Raw genomic sequence first — 20529 nt, 5'->3', positions numbered from 1 at the left:
TGCGGCCGAGTGCATCGGAGACGTGGCATGATCATCATCGAGATCTCGCGCGAGACGTAATGCCGCAGCATCAGCGTCGGGCATCACGACGGTCGCTGCCTCATGATCACATCAGCAACATCCTGCAACACTGCCTGGTCATGCTTGGCCGATCACCGGCCGCAACGAATGCGTCGCAACGTCGACCCGTCTTCGAGAGACCGGCCGGATCTCTGCGAACAGGCGGTTGGCGTCTGTGGCCAGCGTCGCAGACCACTCACTCTTCCCGCACGGCTCGGAACGACGCTCCTCGGCGGAACCCGGACGGCGCGCATCCAACTCTCATTGCGCGAGATCCGGCGCGCAGCACAGCCCTTGCGCGAACGACCGTCATAACGGCCGCGATTTGTATCGAAACACATCTAAACAGCGAGGAATGTCTCTGAAGAAGAACTAACGGGTCCACGCTAGGCTTGCGCACGGAATGTGGAACTGAACGTCAATGAACCGAAATCAGATCGAAACGTCGGGCGATGTCGTGATCGTCGGCGCGGGCGTTGCAGGATTGTTCTGCGCGCTCGAGCTCGCTCCGCAGCCCGTCACCTTGATCTCGGCGACGGCAACCGGCGAGGACTCGTTCGGCGCCACGATGCAGGCCGACATCGCGGCAGCCGTTTCGCCGGGTGACAGCCCCGAAGGCCACGCCGCCGACATGATCGCTGCGGGCGGCGGCCTCGTGGACGAGAGCGCTGCGCTCGACCTCGCCCGCGACGCTGCCGCGCGGATCGAGGATCTGCTGCGCCTCGGCGTTGCGTTCGATCGCGACCAGAAGGGCGAGTTGGCGACGTCGCGCGCCGCTGCGCACGGCGCGCGGCGAATCCTGAGTGTCCGCGGCGATTTCACCGGACAGGCGATCGTCGCCGCCCTCGCCGCGGCGGTTCGCGCCACCCCCTCGATCCGCGTGATCGAGGGGCACGTCGCGGACGCGCTGCTGACCGAGGATGGCGCGGTGCGTGGGCTGCAGCTGCGCAGAGCCGGTGACAACGCGGCCGCGCCGGTGCTGATCGCCGCCTCTGCGGTGGTGCTCGCGACCGGCGGTGTCGGACACCTGTTCGCTGCGACCACCAACCCGGACCACGCCAGCGGCATCGGCCTTGCGATCGCCGCGCGCGCGGGCGCCGTCATCGCCGACCCCGAATTCGTCCAGTTCCATCCGACGGCGATGATGACGGGACGTGATCCGTCTCCGGTGGTCAGCGAAAGCCTGCGCGGCGCCGGCGCGATCCTGATCAACCGGCGCGGCCAGCGCTTCATGCTGCCGCGCCATCCGCTGGTCGACTTGGCGCCGCGCGACACCGTCGCCCGCGGCATCGCCGCGGAACTCTCGGCTGGGCGCGGCGCGTTTCTCGATGCGCGCGACGTGCTCGACGACGATGTCGCGGAGCGCTATCCGATGCTGCACCGGGCCTGCGCCGCCGCCGGGCTCGATCCGACCCGGCAGCCGATTCCGGTGGCGCCGGCGGCGCATTTCCACATGGGCGGCATCGCGGTCGATGCCCGCGGCCGCAGCTCCATCGATGGGCTGTGGGCGGCCGGAGAAGCGGCGGCGACGGCGACGGATGGCGCCAACCACATTGCCGGCAACGCGCTGCTGGCCGCACTGGTGTTCGCCAAACGGATCGCCGAGGACATCTCGGGCCGGCGCCTGGCGGCGCCCCCTGCCCTGCGCGACGTCACGGCGGCGGACGCCGCCGGCGCCGATCCCACGCTGGCCGGGAAGAGGTTGCGCGAGATCATGACCAGCCACGTCGGCGTGATCCGCGACGAGGAGGGGCTGGCCGAGGCCATCGCGATCATCGCCGCGCTCGAGCGGGACAGCTTCGATCCGGGCTTGCGCAACATGGCGACCGCCGCACTGCTGATCGCAACCGCCGCCTGGAGCCGGCGCGAAAGCCGCGGCGCGCATTGCCGCGCCGATTGCCCGGCCGAGAATCCGAGCTTCGCGCAGCGAACCATGACCACGCTTGCCGCTGCGCGCGAGACCGCCGACGAACTCGCCTCGCGGCCGATGACGCGGCTGCCGCGCTCTCTGAGCGCATAGCGGACGCTAGCGGCGCGTCCAGTTCGGGTTGATCTCGGCTTCGCTCTTGGCCGCTTCGGTGAGCTCGGCCGAAATGGCCGCCGTCTGCTGCGGCGTGCCCCAGCTCGGCGCATCGCTGCCGTCGCCCCAGCGTTTCGGCCGATAGAAGGTGTGGACGCCGAACTTGTACATCCGCTTCATCTCGGCGACCCAGGACGGCCGCACCCAATAGGCGTGGTAGTGCGTCGACTTGCCGACCTCGGGCAGCCAGATCAGGCCGTCGAGCATCGCCTTGGCGATCTTCCTGGCGCGGTCCCACATCTCGGGCTCGCGGATCACGTCGGCATTGTTGTCGCAGGCAAAGGTGAACTGGCAGGCGAAGTGGCGGTATTTGTTCTGATAGACGACGCCGCACACCGTGGTCGGATAATAGCCGGAGAAGGCGCGGTTCAGCACCACCTGCGCCACCGCGATCTGGCCTCGCACCGCTTCGCCGCGCGCCTCGAAATACACCGCTTCCGCAAGGCACTTCTCCGACTTGAAGCGCACTTTTTCGTCGGTGAGCCCGAGGCGCTCGGCCGGCGTCCGCGCGCGCTGATTGTCGGTGTTGACCTCGCCTTTTGGCGCGATGCTCTCGCCGCCGTCATCCGCCCTGGCCTGCTCGCCCGCCGGCGGCGACAGCGCCGCCATCGGCTTGAGATCCGGATCGGGCATCACGATCAGCGGCGCTTCGCCCGGCTGCCAGGTTTCCATCGTCGCGGCGGCTCCGCCGAGCGAGGCGGTGCCGAAATAGAGATTCGCGGTCTTGATGTTCAGGCCGTCGGAGGTCACACCGCTTTCGGCGGGCTGCGCGTCGGGCGCGGGCTTGAGCTCGCCGGACGGCCGGACCTCCGGCTTCGATGATCCATCATACTGTGCCAGCGGCGGCGCGCTCAGCGCTTCCTGCAATTCGGGATCGAGCGCAGCGCGCGGCGGCCCCGCGGTGGCTGCCGCGTCGGTGGTCTTGGCGCCGAACACCGAGGCGTTCGAATCAGGTGCGACCGGCGTTGCCGGCGCGGGCTCTGGCGGCGCGGCTTCGACGGGCTCCGCCGCTTCGGTCGATGGCGCGGGCGAGGACGGACGCACCACGAGGCGATCACCTTTCAGCGTGCGGTCCACCTTGGGAAAATCGGAGGCCTGGTAGCGCGGCGGAACCTGCAGCACCGGATTGCGCGGCATGGTGCTGCCGGTGATGTCGTCGGCGTCGCGCCCATTCAGGCTCGCCAGGCGAATGCCTACAGCCTGCGGTGCCGAGGTGCCGATCGGAAGACCAAAACTATAGGTGGCGACCTGAACGGAGGCCGCTGCCGAAGACACACGCTTCTGCCAGCGTTCGGCGACGCCCGGCTGGCGGGCGAGCCGTGAGGCGATGTCTTGATACCCGGTCTCTGTCGGCATCAGAGCGAAGACGCAGAGACCGAGTCCGAAGGACGCAAACCGCGCGCCCTTCGGACCGGGACGCAGAACTAACATCGATACGCTCAACGCAACGCTTACACGGGAAGATCGAACAACAGTGCTTCCGTGCAATTCGATCTGTTCTCTTCGTATCGGGTTTAGGTTGCCGAGGAGTTAATCCGCGTTGCAAGATCGAGACATGCAAGCGGCGAGGTTGCAGCGCGCCGCGCGATCGACATGCTTGGTAAACAGCGCGCCGACGAGAGTGGTGAACATTCTGTCAACGGACGCGGTGAATGAATTTTTGCGAATACGTTTGATTCGAATCGATGATGCGAGATGTTCGTAGGTGGAACAGTCGTCGGTGAAACAGCGGGCGGCAGCATCGGCAGCGTCTTCGATACCCAAATGCTTGTGCCACAAGTCGGGCCGCCTCCTCGATGCACCTCGCCCCGCTTGCGGGGAAAGGTCGGATTGCATCGTCAGATGCAATCCGGGTGAGGGACTCCCCCGTAAAGAACGGGGGAGAGGAGCGCATTGTTCGTGAAGCACGCGCTCGCCTCTGATGCTCACGCGCTCGCACCACGATGAATGCTCATCGCCAAAAGAAAAAGGCCGGCAACATCTGCCGGCCTTGATCCCATCATCGTTCGCAGCAGGCTCACGCCTGGCTGGCGATCTCCTTGCCGAGCGCGGACTGCGCGGCGGCGAGGCGGGCGATCGGCACGCGGTAGGGCGAGCACGACACGTAGTTCATGCCGACCTTGTGGCAGAACGCGACCGAGGCGGGATCGCCGCCATGCTCGCCGCAGATGCCGACCTTGAGCGAGGGCCGCGTGGCGCGGCCGCGCGCGACGCCGATCTTGACCAGCTCGCCGACGCCGTCGCGGTCGATCGAGATGAACGGATCGATTTCGAGAATGCCCTTGGCGACGTAGGCGCCGAGGAAGCTGCCGGCGTCGTCGCGGCTGATGCCGTAGGTGGTCTGCGTCAGGTCGTTGGTGCCGAACGAGAAGAACTCGGCGGCTTCCGCGATCTGGCCGGCCATCAGCGCTGCGCGCGGCAGCTCGATCATGGTGCCGACCTGGTATTCCAGCTTGGCGCCGGTCTCGCGGATCACGGCCTGCGCCATCGCATCGATGCGCGCCTTGACCAGGTCGAACTCGGCCTTGGTCGCGATCAGCGGCACCATCACTTCGAGGCCGACGGCCTCGCCGGTGCGCTTCTCTGCCTCGACCGCGGCCTCGAAGATCGCGCGCGCCTGCATCTCGGCGATTTCCGGATAGGCGATCGCCAGACGGCAGCCGCGGAAGCCGAGCATCGGGTTGAACTCCGAGAGCTCGCGGGCGCGGTCAGCCAAGCGGCGCGGATCGGTGTTCATCGCCCGCGCGACTTCCTCGACTTCGGCCTGGGTGTGCGGCAGGAACTCGTGCAGCGGCGGGTCGAGCAGCCGGATCGTGACCGGCAGGCCCTTCATGATCTCGAACAGTTCGACGAAATCGGCGCGCTGCATCGGCAGCAGCTTGGCGAGCGCGGCGCGGCGCTCCTGCTCGTCCTCGGAGAGGATCATCTCGCGCACCGTGCGGATGCGGGTTTCCTCGAAGAACATGTGCTCGGTGCGGCACAGGCCGATGCCCTCGGCGCCGAACTTGATGGCGGTCCGCGCATCCTCCGGCGTGTCGGCATTGACGCGCACGCCGGTCTCGCGCACGGCGTCGGCCCAGCCCATCAGGGTGCCGAACTCGCCGGACAGTTCCGGCTCGATCATCGGCATGCGCCCCGCAAGCACCTGGCCGACGGAGCCGTCGATGGTGATGACGTCGCCGGTCTTGAAGGTGCGCCCGCCGATGCTCATCGTGCCGCGGCCATAGTCGACGCGGATGGTGCCGCAACCGGAGACGCAGGGCTTGCCCATGCCGCGCGCGACGACGGCGGCGTGCGAGGTCATGCCGCCACGGGTGGTGAGAATGCCTTCGGCGGCGTGCATGCCGTGGATGTCTTCGGGCGAGGTCTCGATGCGGACCAGGATGACCTTGCGGCCGTCGGCCTGCAGCTTGGTGGCTTCATCCGAGGAGAATACGATCTCGCCGGAGGCCGCACCGGGCGAGGCCGGCAGGCCGGTGGCGACCACGTCGCGCTGCGCGGAGGGGTCGATGGTCGGATGCAGGAGCTGATCGAGCGAGGCCGGATCGACGCGCAGCACGGCGTCGTTCTCCGAGATCAGCCCCTCATTGGCGAGTTCGACCGCGATGCGCAGCGCCGCCTTGGCGGTGCGCTTGCCGCTGCGGGTCTGCAGCATCCACAGCTTGCCGCGCTCGACGGTGAACTCCATGTCCTGCATGTCACGATAGTGCTTCTCGAGCAGCGTGTAGATGCGGGTCAGCTCGTTGAAGGCGTCGGGCATCGCGACTTCCATCGACGGCTTGTCCGAGCCGGACTCCTGGCGCGCGTCCTCGGTGATGTCCTGCGGGGTGCGGATGCCGGCGACGACGTCCTCGCCCTGCGCGTTGATCAGGAACTCGCCGTAGAGCTTGCTCTCGCCGGTCGAGGGATTGCGCGTGAAGGCGACGCCCGTGGCCGAGGTCTCGCCCATGTTGCCGAACACCATCGCCTGGACGTTGACGGCGGTGCCCCAGGATTCCGGAATGTCGTGGAGCCTGCGGTAGGTCACCGCGCGCGCGTTCATCCAGGACGAGAACACCGCGCCGATCGCGCCCCACAGCTGGTCATGCGGGTCCTGCGGGAAATCCTTGCCGGTCTCGTGCGCGACCGCATCCTTGTACTTCCCGACCAGCATCTCCCAATCCTCGGACGAGAGATCGGTGTCGAGCTGATAGCCCTGGCTGTCCTTGAAGCTGTCGAGGATGTCCTCGAAATGATGGTGCTCGAAGCCGAGCACGACATCGGAATACATCGTGATGAAGCGGCGATAGCTGTCGAAGGCGAAGCGGCGGTCGCCGGACAACGACGCCAGCGCTTCCACCGTCCGGTCGTTGAGACCGAGGTTGAGCACGGTGTCCATCATGCCGGGCATCGAGGCGCGGGCGCCGGAGCGCACCGACACCAGCAGCGGGTTTTCCGGATCGCCGAAGGTCTTGCCGGTGAGCTTGCCGATGTAGTCGAGCGCCTTGTCGACCTGCGACTGCAGCTCCTTCGGATAGGTCTTGTCGTGCGCGTAGAAGTAGGTGCAGACCGAGGTCGGAAGCGTGAAGCCGGGAGGCACCGGCAGGCCGAGATTGGCCATCTCGGCCAGATTGGCGCCCTTGCCGCCGAGCAGATCGCGCAGGCCGGCTTTACCTTCGGCCTTACCGTCACCGAACGTGTAGACCCACTTGTTCGGCTTGATCGCGGTGACCGTGCTCTTGGCCGGCGCTTTCGCGGCCGTGGCCTTCGCAGCCACCTTGGCAGTCTTGTTGGCAGTCTTGGCGACCGGCTTCGCGGGCTTCTTCGGAGCGGTTTTCACTGGCGCCTTGGCTGCGGATTTCGGCGCGGCCTTGGCCGGCGCCTTTGCGACCGGCTTCGGCGCCGACTTCAGCGCCTTGCGCGGCGGAGCGAGCGGGGCGGCCTTCGCCTTGCCTGGCTTCGAAGGCTTTGATTTCGCTGTAACTTTCTTAGACTTCGCTACCGCTTTGGCCATGAGGTGCTTCGATCCGCAGTCAAGAGGAGAAATCGCGCGCCTTACACCACTTTGGGCGCTGCGGCGCAAGCAAAAGGGTTCCGGACCTCGGCACTAGAAGTGGAGCCATTTCAGCAGGCCCATGCCGATCAGGCCATTCAGGATAAGGAAGATCGCGACGATCAGGTTCAACAGGCGCGGCATGATCAGGATCAGGACGCCGGCGATCACGGACATGATCGGCGAGATGTGGGCAATGGTCAGGTGCATCGCGAACTCGGAATGATGGAAGGACGGGCGATTCGACTGAGCGGACTCTATCCCGGCTCATCATGGCGGAATAGGAGACGCACGGCGTGAGTTCCGGTTCCGCCATCCATCCGGAACTGCCGCAAAATGCCGCGACGTCGAAGGCCGGCAATGCGGAACGATGCTCACCGCGTTGCATTGGGAGGCATGGGCCGCGCAAGCCGGTCTGGTGTCATCAGGATCAACAGCGAGGAGTTCCGTCCATGCGAAACCGTCTCACCGTTGCCGCCATCGTGGCCGCACTCGTGATCCCGGTGGCCGCGCAGGCGCAATCCTATACGACCGGCGTCGGACGCAGTGTCGTGGTCGAAGAAGACGCCCCCCTGATCACGGTGGAGCGCCGGCCCGAATTCCGCGAATACGTGGTGCGTGAGCGCGTTCCCAACTATGTGATCCCCGATCGCGTGGTCGTTGGCACCGTTCTTCCCGAGTCCGGTGTTACATATTACGACGTTCCGCAGCGCTTCGGTGCGACACCTTATCGCTATACGGTGGTCAATGGCGAAACCGTGTTGGTCGAACCGCGATCGCGACGGATCATTCAGGTCGTTGAGTAGTTATCGAGATGCATTTGGTCGCCAACGCCCCCGCAAGCGGCCAGATGTAAAAAGGCCCTGCCCGGTCCCCCCCGCCGGGCGGGGCTAATTTTTTGGACTGTCATTGGTGGGCAAAGCGGCCGCCAAAGGCGGCAGCGTATCCACCATCGCGCCGCACGCTCCGACGCTTAGTGTTGAAACGAGCGCGGTGCCCGTGAATGCGCCCTCGCCCCTTGTGGGAGAGGGCATGTCGGAAAGTGCAGCGTGTTCGGTTGGGTGAGGGGTCTATCTCGACGAGCGACGATCGCGGAGAGAAACCCCTCACCCAACCGCACTCGCGGACAGGCCATACATGCCCTCTCCCACAAGGGGCGAGGGCGCTGTATCTGGCAGCGGCTGCGTCGATCGATCGCTTGTCGTTCGTAGGGTCGGCAAAGGCGCGCCCCTGCCCTCTCCGCTCGCGCAATCGCAATAGCGCGGTGTCCACCGTCTCGCGCCGGAGCATGCCGCCCGATGGTGGGCACGCTGCCGCCTTCGGCGGCCGCTTTGCCCACCCTACACGGCAATCAGCTCAGCCCTCGATCTTGGAGAAGTCGGCGACGGCGCGCGTGGCGCTGCGGATCTCGTTCAGCAGCTTGAGCCGGTTCTCGCGGATGCTGGCATCATCGTCGTTGACCTTCACCTTGTCGAAGAACGCATCGACCGCCGGACGCAGCTTCGCCATGGCGCGCATCGCGGCGGCAAAGTCCTCCTTGGCGACGGCCGCGCCGGCGTCCGACGCGACCTCGCCGATCGCCTTCGCCAGCACCTTCTCCTCATCGAGCTTGTAGAGCGCGGCATCCGGCGCGCCGTCGAACTTGCGCTTGTCCTTCTTCTCCTCGATCGACAGGATGTTGCTGGCGCGCTTGGTGCCCGCCAGCAGGTTCTTGCCGTCGTCGGTCTCGAGGAACTTTCCGAGCGCTTCGACGCGGCGCACGACCATCAGCAGATCATCCTGGCCGCCGAGCGCGAACACGGCATCGACGAGATCGTGGCGTGCGCCCTGCTCCCGGAGCTGGACCTTGAGGCGGTCGGCGAAGAAGGCGAGAAGGTCGGACGCCAGCTTGTCCGGCTCGTGCGCGCTTTTGACCTGCAGACCAGCCAGCGCAGAGGCGGCCGCCTTCAACAGCGACACTCGCAGCGAATTCTCGGTGATCAGTCTGATCACGCCCAGCGCCGCACGTCGCAGCGCGTAGGGATCCTTCGAGCCGGTCGGCTTCTCGTCGATCGCCCAGAAACCGACGAGCGTGTCGAGCTTGTCGGCCAGCGCCACGGTCACCGCGACCTTATCGGTCGGCACGCGATCCCCAGGGCCCTGTGGCTTGTAGTGCTCCTCGCAGGCTGCGGCGACCGACGCATCCTCGCCTTGCGCCAGTGCGTAGTACTTGCCCATCAGGCCCTGCACTTCCGGAAACTCGCCGACGACCTCGGTCAGCAGGTCGGCTTTGGCGAGCTTCGCGGCACGCGCGGTCTTGCCGGCGTCGGCGCCGACCAGCAGCGCGATCTCGGCGGCCAGTTTCTCGATCCGCGCGATGCGCGCGGCCTGGGTGCCGAGCTTCTCGTGGAACACGATCTGCTCGAACTTCGGCAGCCGGTCCTCGAGCTTGGTCTTCAGGTCCGTCTCGTAGAAGAACTTCGCGTCCGACAGGCGGGCGCGAATGACGCGCTCGTTGCCGGCGATGATGGTCTTGCCGCCGTCGGACGCCTCGATGTTGGCAGTCAGGATGAACTTTGGCGCCAAGCCCCCGGTCTTGGGATCGCGCACCACGAAGCATTTCTGGTTGTTGCGGATGGTGGCGCGGATCACCTCGCCCGGGACCTTGAGGTACTCCGGATCGAACGAGCCCATCAGCACGACAGGCCATTCGACGAGGCCCGAGACCTCGTCGAGCAGGGTCTGGTCCTCGACCAGCTCATAGCCTTGCGCAAACGCAAGCTGCTTGGCGTCGGTGACGATGGTGTCCTTGCGGCGCTGGGGATCGAGCACGACCTTGGCGTCGAGCAGCTTCGCCTCGTAGTCCTCGAAACGGCGGACATTGAACGCGGAGGGCGCCATGAAGCGGTGGCCATAGGTCGTCTGTCCCGCCTCGATGCCGTCGACGGCGAACGTCACCACGTCCGGCTCCTCGGTCTCCAGACCGAACGTCGCCGTGATTGCGTGCAGCGGCCGCACCCAGTTCAGCGCGCCCGGCTTCTCGGAGCGCTTGCCCCAGCGCATCGATTTCGGCCAGGGGAACGTGCGCACGATCACCGGCAGCATCTCGGCGAGCACGTCGAGCGTGGCGCGGCCGGGTTTCTCGATCAGCGCGACGTAGAAGTCGCCCTTCTTCGGGTCGCGCTGGATCGTCGCCTCGTCGAGCGAGGATAGGCCGGTGGCTTTCAGAAAGCCCTGGATCGCGGCGTCGGCACCGCCGACGCGCGGACCCTTGCGCTCCTCCTTGAGGTCGGCCTGCCGCGCCGGGATGCCGTGCACGGTCAGCGCCAGCCGCCGCGGCGTCGCGAACGCCTTGGCGCCCTCATAGACGAGGCCCTCGGCGACCAGCTTGTCGGTCACCATGCGGCGCAGATCCTCCGCCGCCTTGGCCTGCATGCGCGCAGGGATTTCTTCGGAGAACAGTTCGAGGAGAAGGTCGGGCATGTCTCAAGTCTCTCTGCGCGAAGAACCACCTTCCCGCGGAGGGAGAGGCCATCGCGAATTTCTAACTGTGAAAGGCAGCGTGCCTTCCACCGTCCTTCGAGACGCCCGCCTCCGGCGGGCTCCTCAGGACGAGGTCTGATTCTGCGGCGAGATCCGAAACCCTCATGGTGAGGAGCGCCGCGCGCGGCGCGTCTCGAACCATGAGGCGCGTCATCGGCCGCTTTCGTTCTAGCCGGCCCCCGCCCCGCCCGCTTCCGTGTGCAGCCAGGCTTCGCCGCAGGCCTTGGCGAGCTCGCGGACGCGCAGGATGTAGCTTTGGCGCTCGGTGACGGAGATGACGCCGCGGGCGTCGAGCAAATTGAAGACGTGGCTGGCCTTGATGCACTGGTCGTAGGCCGGCAGCGCCATCAGGTGTTCGCGGCGGTTGCCTGGCTTTGAATTGTCTTGCCAGCCGGCGGCCAGATATTTCTGGCAGGCGCCCTCGGCCATCTTGAACTGCTCGAACAGCATGTCGGTGTCGGCGTGCTCGAAATTGTGCCGCGAATATTCGCGCTCGGCCTGCAGGAAGACGTCGCCATAGGTGACCTTCTGATCGCCGTCGCGGCCGTTGAAGTTGAGATCGTAGACGCGGTCGACGCCCTGGACGTACATCGCGAGCCGTTCGAGACCGTAGGTGAGCTCGCCCGCGACCGGCGCGCATTCGAAGCCCGCGACCTGCTGGAAATAGGTGAACTGCGACACCTCCATGCCGTCGCACCAGCACTCCCAGCCCAGCCCCCAGGCCCCGAGCGTCGGGCTTTCCCAATCGTCCTCGACAAAGCGGATGTCGTGCACGGCGGCGTCGATACCGATCGCGCCGAGCGACTTCAGGTACAGGTCCTGAAGGTTCGGCGGCGACGGCTTCATGATCACCTGGAACTGGTAGTAGTGCTGCATCCGGTTCGGATTTTCGCCGTAGCGGCCGTCCTTCGGCCGCCGCGACGGCTGCACATAAGCGGCATTCCACGGCTTCGGCCCGAGCGCGCGCAGAGTCGTCGCGGGATGGAAGGTGCCGGCGCCCATCTCCATGTCGTAGGGCTGCAGGATGACGCAGCCCTGCTCGGCCCAGAACCGTTGCAGGGCCAGGATGAAGCCCTGGAACGAACGTTCGGGGCGCATGTGCGGAGGCAGCGAGTCCATCGTCGATATCGGTCTTTCGCGGGTCGGAAAAGCGCGCGGACCGTATCGGCGGGGACACCAGGAATCAAGGCAATAGGGTCGCGGACACGGCGCCCGAAACCACCGTCGCGACGACCGCCGACGGCATCAGCCCGGCCGGTAGGCGCCCGTGACCGGATCGCGGCGCAGGGTCTTGATCTCGGCGGCCTGCGCGGCTTCGGCGACGCGCGACAGCCGCGCCTCTTCGAGCTCCCGGTTGATCTTCTGCGCGGTCTTGTAGACCCAGCGAACCGCAGCAAGCCCGCCCAGCATACCCGCGAAAGCAACGAACGGCGGCATTGGTCGATCCTTTCAAGAGGAGAGCCACCCCGATTCCCATTGTCGCCGATCCCGTTTCCCCCCGCAATCCGGATTGCGAGGGGCGAAATGGCTCGGATGGGCGTTCAGAAGCCGAATCTGGCCCAGATGGCCCGGGTTTCGGCCGCGGAGATCAGCTCCTCGGCCAGTCCGGACCAGCCAAGCCCCAGGCTGCCGGCCCCGGCGGCCCGCCGTCCGAGCAGGCCGGACAACAGCCCTGCGGCCGGCGCCACCACGGGCGTCACGACCTTGTCGCCGAACCGGGCCCGCAGGACCGCACGGAGGTCGCCGATGGCGTCGGCGAGGCCGAGCGTCACGGCGGTGTCGCCGGCCCAGTACTCGCCGGTGAACAGTTCGTCGTCGGCCCCCTTCAGGCGGGCGGCACGGCTCTCCTTGACCAGGGAGATGAACAGCGCGTGGATCTCGCGCTGGATCTTCTTCAGCCGCGCGACGTCGTCGGGATTCTCCGGCAGGAACGGATCGAGCATCGCCTTGTGCTCGCCCGCCGTATACAGCCGGCGCTCGATGCCGATCTTCTTGATCAGGTCCTGCAGCCCGAACGAGCCGCCGACCACGCCGATCGAGCCCAGGATCGAAGATGGGTCGCAGAAGATCTCGTCGCCCGCGCAGGCGATCATGTAGCCGCCGGACGCCGCGACATCCTCGACGAACACCAGCACCGGCAGCTTCTTTTCAGCCGCGAGCTGGCGGATGCGCAGATAGATCTGCCGCGACTGCACCGGCGAGCCGCCCGGCGAATTGATCACCAGCGCCACCGCCTTGGCGTTGCGCATCGCGAACGCGCGCTCCAGCATCTTGGCGATGCCGGCGAGCGTCAGCCCCGGACGCAGCGGCGTCACCGCGCCGATCACGCCCGACAGCCGCACCACGGGCACCACGGGTCCGCCGCGCAGCCGCGCCGGGAGCAGCGCCTTCAACCTGTCGAAGGGTCCCGCTGCATCGCTGGGTTGTGTCAAATTGTCCACCATCCTGTTACCTCGGATTAACCATTTTTTATCCCGCCGATGCCATTCAAAGGGCTGGAACGAGCCTTGCTATGCCTCCGGGCAATGGCACGGCGAGCCAAGGTGCAGAGTGCGGCGGAGGAATACATGAAGGCCTACTTGTTGATGCTGCTGATCGGTACTCTCTTGACGGCGATCCGTTTCACGACGGTAACCGAACGCCAATCCGAGGCGCAGACGCAATAACGCACGAGCCTGATCAACCGTTCAGGGGGTGCCCAAAGCCAGCGCCCCCTGCCCCTCCAAGACACGCAACACGTCGTCATTCGGCCCGCCTGTCGCCTCATTCAACACAACCGCCGGCAGAATTCGGGTCGGCGCCCGCCCTCCCTTAACGGCCCTCACCAGGATCCGGATTGCCGGCTTGCCGGCCTGCCCGTGAACCGGTTGAATCGCCAGGCTGCCGAAGCCGCGCGACAGCGCCGTCAGCACCTCCCCCAGTCCATCGGCACGCCAGATCAAGGTCAGCGCACCACCGGATTTCAGCATCCGGCGCGCGGCATGCGTCCACAGGTCGAGCGTGGCGCCCGTCGCCACATGCGCCGTCGCGCGGCCGGGATCGGGCGATGCGCGGTGCCGCGCGGCATCGTGGAACGGCGGATTCATCAGCACGACATCGACGCTGTCCGGCCCCAGCCCCGCTGCGGCAAACGCGGCGGCATCAGCGGCGATGTCCAGCACGGCCACATCGGCCTGCAGATCATTCGCATCGACATTGCCGCGCGCGAGCGCCGCCAGCAATGGCTCGCGCTCGACCAGCATCAGTTCGATGCCGCCGACGCGCCGCGCCAGGGCCAGCCCGGCCGTGCCGACGCCCGCTCCGAGATCGACGGCGCGATCGCCCGGGCGCGCAGCCGTCGCCGCCGCGAGCAGGATCGCATCGTGGCCGGCGCGATGGCCCGAGGCCGGCTGCCGCAGCCGCAGGCGGCCGCCGAGAACGGTGTCTTCGGAGATGTCGGCAGCGTCACTCATCCGGACGCAATTCATGCGCCAGCCCGGCGTCGGTGAGAAGCTGCCGGGCCAGGAGATTGTCGTCCTCATGCACGAGGATTCGGCGCGGCAGGATGCCGAGCGAGCCCTCGATGATGCTCATGTTCTGGTCGAGGACGAGGTGATGAATGTCGGCGCCGTCGAGCAGCGCTCCAACAGCCGAAACCAGCACGATGTCGTTGGTCCGAACCAATTCCTTCAATCGTTATGTCTCCGTGCGGACTTCGGTCAAGGGAAGGCTGAGCCAGGTCAAGGTTCCGTGTCAGCCCTTGCCGCCTGCGGCCGCAGTTTCTATTGTCATCCCGAGCATAGCAAAATCGGAGACCAGAGTGGCGGTTATCGTACCTTTCGAGAGTCCATCGGGAGCCTCCATCGATGGGCTGGTCGGGCTGGTCACAGCCGACATGGAACGGGTCAACGCCACGATCCTGTCGCGCACCGGCTCCGACGTCACGATGATCCCGGAGGTCGCCAACCACCTGATCTCCTCCGGCGGCAAGCGGCTGCGGCCGATGCTGACGCTGGCGATGGCCCATCTCACCGACTACACCGGAGACGGCCACGTCAAGCTCGCGGCCGCCGTCGAGTTCATGCACACGGCGACCCTGCTGCACGACGACGTGGTCGACGAGAGCGAAATGCGCCGCGGCAAATTGTCCGCGCGGATGCTGTGGGGCAACGAGGCCAGCGTGCTGGTCGGCGACTTCCTGCTCGGCCAGGCGTTCCGCATGATGGTCGAGGTCGGCTCGTTGCGCGCGCTCGACATTCTCTCGGCCGCGGCCGCCACCATCGCAGAGGGCGAGGTGATGCAGCTCGCCGCCGCCAAGAACACCGCCACCACCGAGGACGAATATCTCGCCGTGATCCGCGGCAAGACGGCCGAGCTGTTCGCCGCCGCCTGCGAGGTCGGCCCGGTGCTCGCCGATCGCCCCAAGGCCGAACAGGCCGCATCGCGCTCCTTCGGCATGAATCTCGGCATCGCGTTTCAGCTCGTCGACGACGTGCTCGACTATGGCGGCAAGGCCGCCAAGCTCGGCAAGAATGTCGGCGACGATTTCCGCGAGGGCAAGATCACGCTGCCGGTGGTGCTCGCCTTCCGCCGCGGCAGCGACAGCGAGCGCGCATTCTGGATCAAGTCGCTGGAACGCGGCGAAATCGGCGACCACGATCTCGACCACGCGATCGGGCTGATGAACAAGCATCGCGCCCTGGAAGACACGATCAGCCGCGCGCATCACTACGGCGCCATGGCCGTCGATGCACTGGCGCTGTTCCCGGCTTCGCCGACGAAGACCGCGCTGGAGCAGGTCGTGGCGTTCTGCCTGGCAAGGTCGCATTAGTTCGAGGGCTGGCCGACCGGGACCGGTGTAACGCCCCGCGAATGCGGTGCTCATGAATGCGCCCTCGCCCCTTGTGGGAGAGGGCATGTAGGACAGAGCAGCAAGCTCGGTTGGGCGAGGGGTTTCTCTCGGCGAGTTCAGTCCTCGGAGAGAGACCCCTCACCCAGCCGAGTGCGCTGATGGGCTGTACATGCCCTCTCCCACAAGGGGCGAGGGCGCTGTATTGTGCAGTTGTTTCGCTGATAGATCAGATTAGTTAGCTCAGTGTCCCCGCATGCACCCACCATTCCGGGTGCGCAGCCGCGATCGCAGCTCCGGCCGCCTTCGCATCCGCCTCGCTGCCGTAGATCGCAAAGCACGTCGCGCCGGAGCCGGACATGCGCGCGAGCATCACGCCCGTACTCGCGCGCAGCGCGTCGAGCACGGTGCCGATGATCGGCTGCACCTTGAGCGCCGGGGGCTCGAGATCGTTCTTCACTTGGCCGAGCACATCGACCCAATCGCCGACGGAGGCGCCCGCCTTCGGCCACGCCGGCGCAGCGAGCACATCGGTCACACCGACCAACAGATCGCCCGGCTTCAGACCCAGCGCCTGGAACACGTCCTTGGTCGCCACCGGCACGCGCGGATTGATCATCACGCAGGGCAGGACGGGAAGCGCAAGCGGCTGCAGGTTTTCGCCGACGCCGGTCATGGTGCAGGCGCGCGAGGGGACGCAGACCGGAACGTCGGCGCCGGTCTTCAACGCCACGGCCGAGAGCCGCGGATCGTCCAGCGACAGGCCGTTCAGCTTCGCCAGCAGCCGTAGCGCGGCAGCCGCGTCGGCCGAGCCGCCGCCGATGCCGGCGGCGACCGGCAACACCTTCTCCAAGGTGAAGGCGCCGAGCTTCAGGCCCGGAACGGCCTCGGCGAGCAGGCGCGCCGCCTTCAACACCAGATTGTCGGAAGTCTCGCCGCAGGCTTCGGCGAGCGGACCGGTCGTGGTCAAGGTCAGCTCGGGCCCCGGCTCCAGGCCGAGCTGGTCCGCACAGTCGGCAAACGCGACGACGCTTTCGAGATCATGATAGCCGTCGACCCGGCGGCCGACGACCCGCAGGGTCAGATTGACTTTGGCGCGCCCCTGCTCCCGCAGCGCGCCAGTGACCGTGGACGCCAACATCGGCGCAATGCCCCCAACATCTTCGGTGAAGGAGATCCGGTGTCGGTCTCGGCCGAAGGCCGAAACCGACTTGGCCGACACCGCCACACCATGCCTCAAAATCATCCGGGCTCCCCGGCAGTCCGAGGAGCCCGCATCCGTCTCACATCGTGATCCGGACGATCTAGCCGCCCTTGCCGTCGTCCTTCTTGGCGTTGGAGGGCGTGTCCTTGCTGTCGGCGCTGGCCGCCGCCGGAGCGGGATCGTCGGTCAGACCGTTCTGGATCTTGGCCTCGATCTTCGGCAGCTCCTCGGGTTCGGGCTTCAGATCGCGCGCGTGGGCCCATTGGAATTTCGCCTCCAGCTTGCGCCCGATGCGCCAATAGGCGTCGCCGAGATGGTCGTTGATGGTCGGATCCTCGGGCTTCAGATCGATCGCACGCTCGAGGTTCTTCACCGCCTCCTCGTAATTGCCGATGCGGTAATAGGCCCAGCCGAGCGAGTCGACGATGTAACCGTCGTCCGGCCGCTGCTCGACGGCGCGCTTGATCATCTTCATGCCTTCGTCGAGATTGACGCCCTGGTCGATCCAGGAATAGCCGAGATAGTTCAGCACGTGCGGCTGGTCGGCCTGCAGCTCGAGCGCCTTGCGCATGTCGGCCTCGGCCTTCGGCCACTGCTTGGAGCGCTCCAGGCAGATGCCGCGGTAGTAGTAATAGACGCTGTTGGCCTTGTCGTTGTTGGCCGGCAGCGAATCGACGCCGAGCGAATAGGTCTTGGCGCAATCGGCGAACTTCTTGCGGCCGCGCTCGATGTTGCCGAGCGCCATGATCGCCTCGAGATCCTTCGGATCCTGCGCGATGACGTCCTTGAGGATCTTGATCGCGTCGTCACCGCGGTCGGCGCTGTCGAGATCGGTCGCGAGCTGGATCTGGGCGTTGCGCTTCAGCGGCGAGCTCGCCGGTACGCGCTCATAGACCTTGATCGCCATCTGCGGCTTCTTCACCGTCTCGTAGAGATCGGCCAGCGACAGCAGCGCCAGCGGATGGTTCGGCTGCAGATGCAGCGCGAGCTGCAGATAGACCAGCGCGAGATCCTCGCCGCCGCGGCGGCTGAGCGTGGCGCCGATGCCGTACAGCGCCTCGGCCGCGCCGGCCTGGGCCGAATCGACCAGCGGCGGCAGCTTCTTGCCGGCCTTGGTGTCGCGCAGCCCCTCCTGCACCAGCGGATGGCGCGCGAGCTTCTTGTCGAACGCCTCATAGATCGCGGTGGCAGCCGCCGCATCCTTGTTGCGCGACAACCAATGCGCATAGGCCTCGGTGATGCGCAGCATCGAATCGTCGAGCTTGTAGGCGCGCTCGAAGCGCGTGCCGGCGTCCTTCTCCTTGCCGGCCAGCTCCAGGATCATGCCGGCATGCAGATCCTTGAACAGCGGATACCATTCCGGACCGGTCAGCTTGTCGATGTTGGCGACGGCAGTCTTCGAATCGCCCGCGCCCGCAGCGGCCCACGCCGACAGCAGGGTCGCGACGAGATCGGTGATCGGCCCGCGCACCGACTGGTTGATGTTGGTCTGCGCGGCCGCGTATTTCTTCTGCTTGATGTCCTGCACGCCGACGACGAGGCGCGCGATGCGGTTCGACTTGTCGACCGCGAGCACGCGCTCGGCGAGCTTGACGGCCTCGTCGATGTCGCCGTCAGCAACCGAGGAGATGAAGGCGCGGTCGAGCAGTTCGTTGTTCTTGGGATCGCTGCGCAGCGCCGAGCGGTAGAAGGCGGCCGCCGACGCGGCGTCGCGCTCGACGCTGGCATGGCGGGCCGCCAGATAGCTGCCCGACGTGGTGAGGGACTTCAGATCGACGCTGCTCGGAAACTTCGCGGTGTTATCCGCCGGATGATCCGGCGTCTGGGCCAGGACGGTACCGGGAAGCAGCAAGGCAGCAACGGCAATTGCGGTCCAGCGATTGCGAATTGATAACATCACGGTGCGCTCTGGTTGTTGGATATGGATTGGTCGTATCGGACCCGACCCCGGACGGCAGCTCATCAACGCGCCGACAATGCCGCGTTTGGCGGCCAACCGCAAGGATCTGCAGGATATTCGGGTCAGCCGGACGCCCCTTTGGCAAAGGTGACCTGCGTCAAACCGCGCCAGTATGGCCGTATCGTGACCGGCCGCCCTGTGCAGGGCGCCCGCCTCACGCAATCGTGCATTAATCTTTACGCTACATGGCCTCGTAGTTCGGGCCTCCGCCGCCCTCCGGAGGAACCCAGGTGATGTTGCCGTTGGGATCCTTGACGTCGCAGGTCTTGCAGTGGACGCAGTTCTGCGCGTTGATCACGAAGCGCGGGCTGGTGCCCTCCTCGACCCATTCGTAGACGCCCGCCGGACAATAGCGGTTGGACGGACCGGCATAGACGTCGTGCTCCGAGCTCTTCTGCAGCGCCATGTCGGCGACCTTCAGATGCACGGGCTGATCTTCCTCGTGATTGGTGTTCGACAGGAACACCGAGGACAGGCGATCGAAGGTGAGCTTGCCGTCCGGCTTCATCGCAGGCTTCGGCTGGTGCGCCTTGGCCGGATCGAGCGTCGCGCGATCATGCTTGGCGTGCGACTGGGTGCCGAACAGCGAGAAGCCGAGCGTGTTGCACCACATGTCGAAGCCGCCGAGCGCGACGCCGAGCAGCGTGCCGAACTTCGACCACAGCGGCTTGACGTTGCGGACCTTGAACAGGTCCTGGCCGACCGGCGAGGCGCGCCAGGCATTTTCGTAAGCGACCAGTTCGTCATTGGCTCGGCCCGCCGCGAGCGCGGCGTTCAAATGCTCGGCCGCGAGCATCGCGCTGCCCATCGCGTTGTGCACGCCCTTGATGCGCGGCACGTTGACGAAGCCGGCCGCACAGCCGATCAGCACGCCGCCCGGAAACGACAGCCGCGGCACCGACTGATAGCCGCCTTCGGTGATGGCGCGCGCGCCATAGGCAAGACGCTTGCCGCCCTCCAGCACGCTCCTGATCGCGGGATGGGTCTTGAAGCGCTGGAATTCGTCGAACGGCGACAGATAGGGATCGTCGTAGTTGAGGTGCACGACGAAACCGACCGCGACGAGGTTGTCGTCGTAGTGATACAGGAACGAGCCGCCGCCGGTCTTCATGTCGAGCGGCCAGCCGAACGAGTGCTGGATCAGCCCCTTCTGGTGCCTGGCCGGATCGACCTGCCAGACCTCCTTGAGGCCGATGCCGAATTTCGGCGGCTCGCAGTTCGAGTCCAGCGCGAATTTCGCGATCAGCTGCTTGGACAGGCTGCCGCGCGCGCCTTCGGCGAACAGCGTATACTTGCCGAGCAGCTCCATGCCGCGGGTGAACGAGGCTTTCGGCTTGCCGTCCTTGCCGATGCCCATGTCGCCGGTGGCGATGCCGCGCACCGCGCCCTGCGCGTCATACAGAACTTCCGTCGCAGCGAAGCCCGGATAGATCTCGACGCCGAGCGCCTCGGCCTTGCGCGACAGCCAGCGGCAGACATTGCCGAGCGAGCCGACGAAGCAATGATGATTGTCCATGAACGGCGGCATGGCGAAGCCGGGCAGCTTGATCGCGCCGGTCTCGGTCATCCAGAAGAACTTGTCATCCTTGACCTGCGTCTTGAGCGGGCAGTCATCGTCCGAGCGCCAGTCGGGAAGCAACTGGTCCAGCGCGATCGGATCGATCACGGCGCCGGACAGGATGTGCGCGCCGACCTCGGAGCCCTTCTCGACCACGACGATGTTGAGGTCGGCATTGAGCTGCTTCAGCCGGATCGCGGCGGTCAGGCCCGAAGGGCCGGCGCCGACGATGACGACGTCGAACTCCATGGATTCGCGCTCGGGTAATTCTTCGGTGCTCATGTC

16 protein-coding genes are annotated in these 20529 nt (G+C 66.3%); 3 read left to right on the top strand and 13 right to left on the bottom strand.

Features of this window, described 5'->3' with window-relative positions; all coding sequences use genetic code 11:
- Nucleotides 1–481: 481 nt before the first annotated feature.
- The gene (locus ACQR1B_RS24950; protein ID WP_434836629.1) at nucleotides 482–2080 is read left to right on the top strand and encodes an L-aspartate oxidase; all 1599 of its coding nucleotides are present in this window, start codon (nucleotides 482–484) and stop codon (nucleotides 2078–2080) included.
- Between the two features lie 6 nt (nucleotides 2081–2086).
- Here the strand turns inward: ACQR1B_RS24950 and ACQR1B_RS24945 are convergent, their stop codons facing one another.
- The 4 genes from ACQR1B_RS24945 to ACQR1B_RS24930 form a co-directional block, all read right to left on the bottom strand.
- A complete protein-coding gene (locus tag ACQR1B_RS24945; RefSeq protein WP_434836628.1) occupies nucleotides 2087–3571 on the bottom strand; it encodes a cell wall hydrolase in 1485 nt (494 codons plus the stop codon).
- Nucleotides 3572–3670: 99 nt separating this feature from the next.
- Complete coding sequence (locus ACQR1B_RS24940; RefSeq protein ID WP_434836627.1) at nucleotides 3671–3919, bottom strand: hypothetical protein; 249 nt, start codon at nucleotides 3917–3919, stop codon at nucleotides 3671–3673.
- Nucleotides 3920–4157: 238 nt separating this feature from the next.
- Nucleotides 4158–7133, bottom strand: a complete 2976-nt coding sequence (gene ppdK, locus ACQR1B_RS24935) for a pyruvate, phosphate dikinase (protein ID WP_434836626.1) — start codon at nucleotides 7131–7133, stop codon at nucleotides 4158–4160.
- A 93-nt stretch (nucleotides 7134–7226) separates the two neighbouring features.
- Nucleotides 7227–7382 carry a DUF3096 domain-containing protein gene (locus ACQR1B_RS24930; protein WP_434836625.1) on the bottom strand — a complete coding sequence of 52 codons (156 nt, stop codon included), beginning with the start codon at nucleotides 7380–7382 and terminating at the stop codon, nucleotides 7227–7229.
- 242 nt (nucleotides 7383–7624) lie between these two features.
- On the opposite strand from ACQR1B_RS24930, the gene ACQR1B_RS24925 reads away from it, so the two are divergent.
- Nucleotides 7625–7978, top strand: coding sequence for a DUF1236 domain-containing protein (locus tag ACQR1B_RS24925; RefSeq protein WP_434836666.1), 354 nt, complete (start codon nucleotides 7625–7627; stop codon nucleotides 7976–7978).
- A 550-nt stretch (nucleotides 7979–8528) separates the two neighbouring features.
- Here ACQR1B_RS24925 and glyS read toward each other — a convergent pair.
- From glyS to ACQR1B_RS24895, 6 genes are all read right to left on the bottom strand, one after another.
- On the bottom strand, nucleotides 8529–10634 hold the full coding sequence (gene glyS / locus ACQR1B_RS24920; protein ID WP_434836624.1) for a glycine--tRNA ligase subunit beta: 2106 nt from the start codon (nucleotides 10632–10634) through the stop codon (nucleotides 8529–8531).
- 228 nt (nucleotides 10635–10862) lie between these two features.
- Nucleotides 10863–11813: a glycine--tRNA ligase subunit alpha gene (locus ACQR1B_RS24915; protein ID WP_434836623.1), complete on the bottom strand. Its 951-nt coding sequence runs from the start codon at nucleotides 11811–11813 to the stop codon at nucleotides 10863–10865.
- A gap of 126 nt (nucleotides 11814–11939) precedes the next feature.
- Nucleotides 11940–12131: a hypothetical protein gene (locus ACQR1B_RS24910; RefSeq protein ID WP_434836622.1), complete on the bottom strand. Its 192-nt coding sequence runs from the start codon at nucleotides 12129–12131 to the stop codon at nucleotides 11940–11942.
- 104 nt (nucleotides 12132–12235) lie between these two features.
- The gene (locus tag ACQR1B_RS24905) at nucleotides 12236–13138 is read right to left on the bottom strand and encodes a S49 family peptidase (RefSeq protein ID WP_434836621.1); all 903 of its coding nucleotides are present in this window, start codon (nucleotides 13136–13138) and stop codon (nucleotides 12236–12238) included.
- 243 nt (nucleotides 13139–13381) lie between these two features.
- Nucleotides 13382–14146, bottom strand: coding sequence for a tRNA1(Val) (adenine(37)-N6)-methyltransferase (locus ACQR1B_RS24900; protein WP_434836620.1), 765 nt, complete (start codon nucleotides 14144–14146; stop codon nucleotides 13382–13384).
- Entirely contained in the window at nucleotides 14139–14366 is a 228-nt protein-coding gene (locus ACQR1B_RS24895; protein WP_434836619.1) for a DUF2007 domain-containing protein, read from the bottom strand. The genes ACQR1B_RS24900 and ACQR1B_RS24895 overlap by 8 nt, the downstream gene beginning before the upstream one ends.
- Nucleotides 14367–14493: 127 nt before the next feature.
- Here ACQR1B_RS24895 and ACQR1B_RS24890 point away from each other — a divergent pair, with 127 nt between their 5' ends.
- Nucleotides 14494–15504, top strand: a complete 1011-nt coding sequence (locus tag ACQR1B_RS24890) for a polyprenyl synthetase family protein (RefSeq protein ID WP_434836618.1) — start codon at nucleotides 14494–14496, stop codon at nucleotides 15502–15504.
- A 256-nt stretch (nucleotides 15505–15760) separates the two neighbouring features.
- Here ACQR1B_RS24890 and ACQR1B_RS24885 read toward each other — a convergent pair whose 3' ends face one another.
- From ACQR1B_RS24885 to ACQR1B_RS24875, 3 genes are all read right to left on the bottom strand, one after another.
- Entirely contained in the window at nucleotides 15761–16663 is a 903-nt protein-coding gene (locus ACQR1B_RS24885) for a 4-(cytidine 5'-diphospho)-2-C-methyl-D-erythritol kinase (protein WP_434836617.1), read from the bottom strand.
- A 163-nt stretch (nucleotides 16664–16826) separates the two neighbouring features.
- On the bottom strand, nucleotides 16827–18623 hold the full coding sequence (locus tag ACQR1B_RS24880) for a tetratricopeptide repeat protein (RefSeq protein WP_434836665.1): 1797 nt from the start codon (nucleotides 18621–18623) through the stop codon (nucleotides 16827–16829).
- Between the two features lie 244 nt (nucleotides 18624–18867).
- On the bottom strand, nucleotides 18868–20526 hold the full coding sequence (locus ACQR1B_RS24875; RefSeq protein ID WP_434836616.1) for an electron transfer flavoprotein-ubiquinone oxidoreductase: 1659 nt from the start codon (nucleotides 20524–20526) through the stop codon (nucleotides 18868–18870).
- Nucleotides 20527–20529: the final 3 nt, after the last annotated feature.

Origin of the sequence: Bradyrhizobium oligotrophicum (assembly GCF_051168495.1) — a bacterium.
In the GTDB taxonomy this organism is placed as follows: domain Bacteria; phylum Pseudomonadota; class Alphaproteobacteria; order Rhizobiales; family Xanthobacteraceae; genus Bradyrhizobium; species Bradyrhizobium oligotrophicum_A.
Note: the sequence above shows the minus strand (reverse complement) of the source record. Positions and strands in the feature narration are given on the sequence as shown.

Excerpts from the sequence above, each read along its gene's own strand:
- ACQR1B_RS24915 (WP_434836623.1), bottom strand. The coding sequence starts at position 11,813 with ATGGACTCGCTGCCTCCGCACATGCGCCCCGAACGTTCGTTCCAGGGC.
- ACQR1B_RS24910 (WP_434836622.1), bottom strand. The coding sequence starts at position 12,131 with ATGCCGCCGTTCGTTGCTTTCGCGGGTATGCTGGGCGGGCTTGCTGCG.
- ACQR1B_RS24950 (WP_434836629.1), top strand. The coding sequence starts at position 482 with ATGAACCGAAATCAGATCGAAACGTCGGGCGATGTCGTGATCGTCGGC.
- ACQR1B_RS24880 (WP_434836665.1), bottom strand. The coding sequence starts at position 18,623 with ATGTTATCAATTCGCAATCGCTGGACCGCAATTGCCGTTGCTGCCTTG.
- ACQR1B_RS24930 (WP_434836625.1), bottom strand. The coding sequence starts at position 7,382 with ATGCACCTGACCATTGCCCACATCTCGCCGATCATGTCCGTGATCGCC.
- glyS (WP_434836624.1), bottom strand. The coding sequence starts at position 10,634 with ATGCCCGACCTTCTCCTCGAACTGTTCTCCGAAGAAATCCCTGCGCGC.
- ACQR1B_RS24900 (WP_434836620.1), bottom strand. The coding sequence starts at position 14,146 with ATGAGTGACGCTGCCGACATCTCCGAAGACACCGTTCTCGGCGGCCGC.
- ACQR1B_RS24945 (WP_434836628.1), bottom strand. The coding sequence starts at position 3,571 with ATGTTAGTTCTGCGTCCCGGTCCGAAGGGCGCGCGGTTTGCGTCCTTC.
- ACQR1B_RS24885 (WP_434836617.1), bottom strand. The coding sequence starts at position 16,663 with ATGTTGGCGTCCACGGTCACTGGCGCGCTGCGGGAGCAGGGGCGCGCC.
- ACQR1B_RS24875 (WP_434836616.1), bottom strand. The coding sequence starts at position 20,526 with ATGAGCACCGAAGAATTACCCGAGCGCGAATCCATGGAGTTCGACGTC.
- ACQR1B_RS24905 (WP_434836621.1), bottom strand. The coding sequence starts at position 13,138 with ATGGTGGACAATTTGACACAACCCAGCGATGCAGCGGGACCCTTCGAC.
- ppdK (WP_434836626.1), bottom strand. The coding sequence starts at position 7,133 with ATGGCCAAAGCGGTAGCGAAGTCTAAGAAAGTTACAGCGAAATCAAAG.
- ACQR1B_RS24925 (WP_434836666.1), top strand. The coding sequence starts at position 7,625 with ATGCGAAACCGTCTCACCGTTGCCGCCATCGTGGCCGCACTCGTGATC.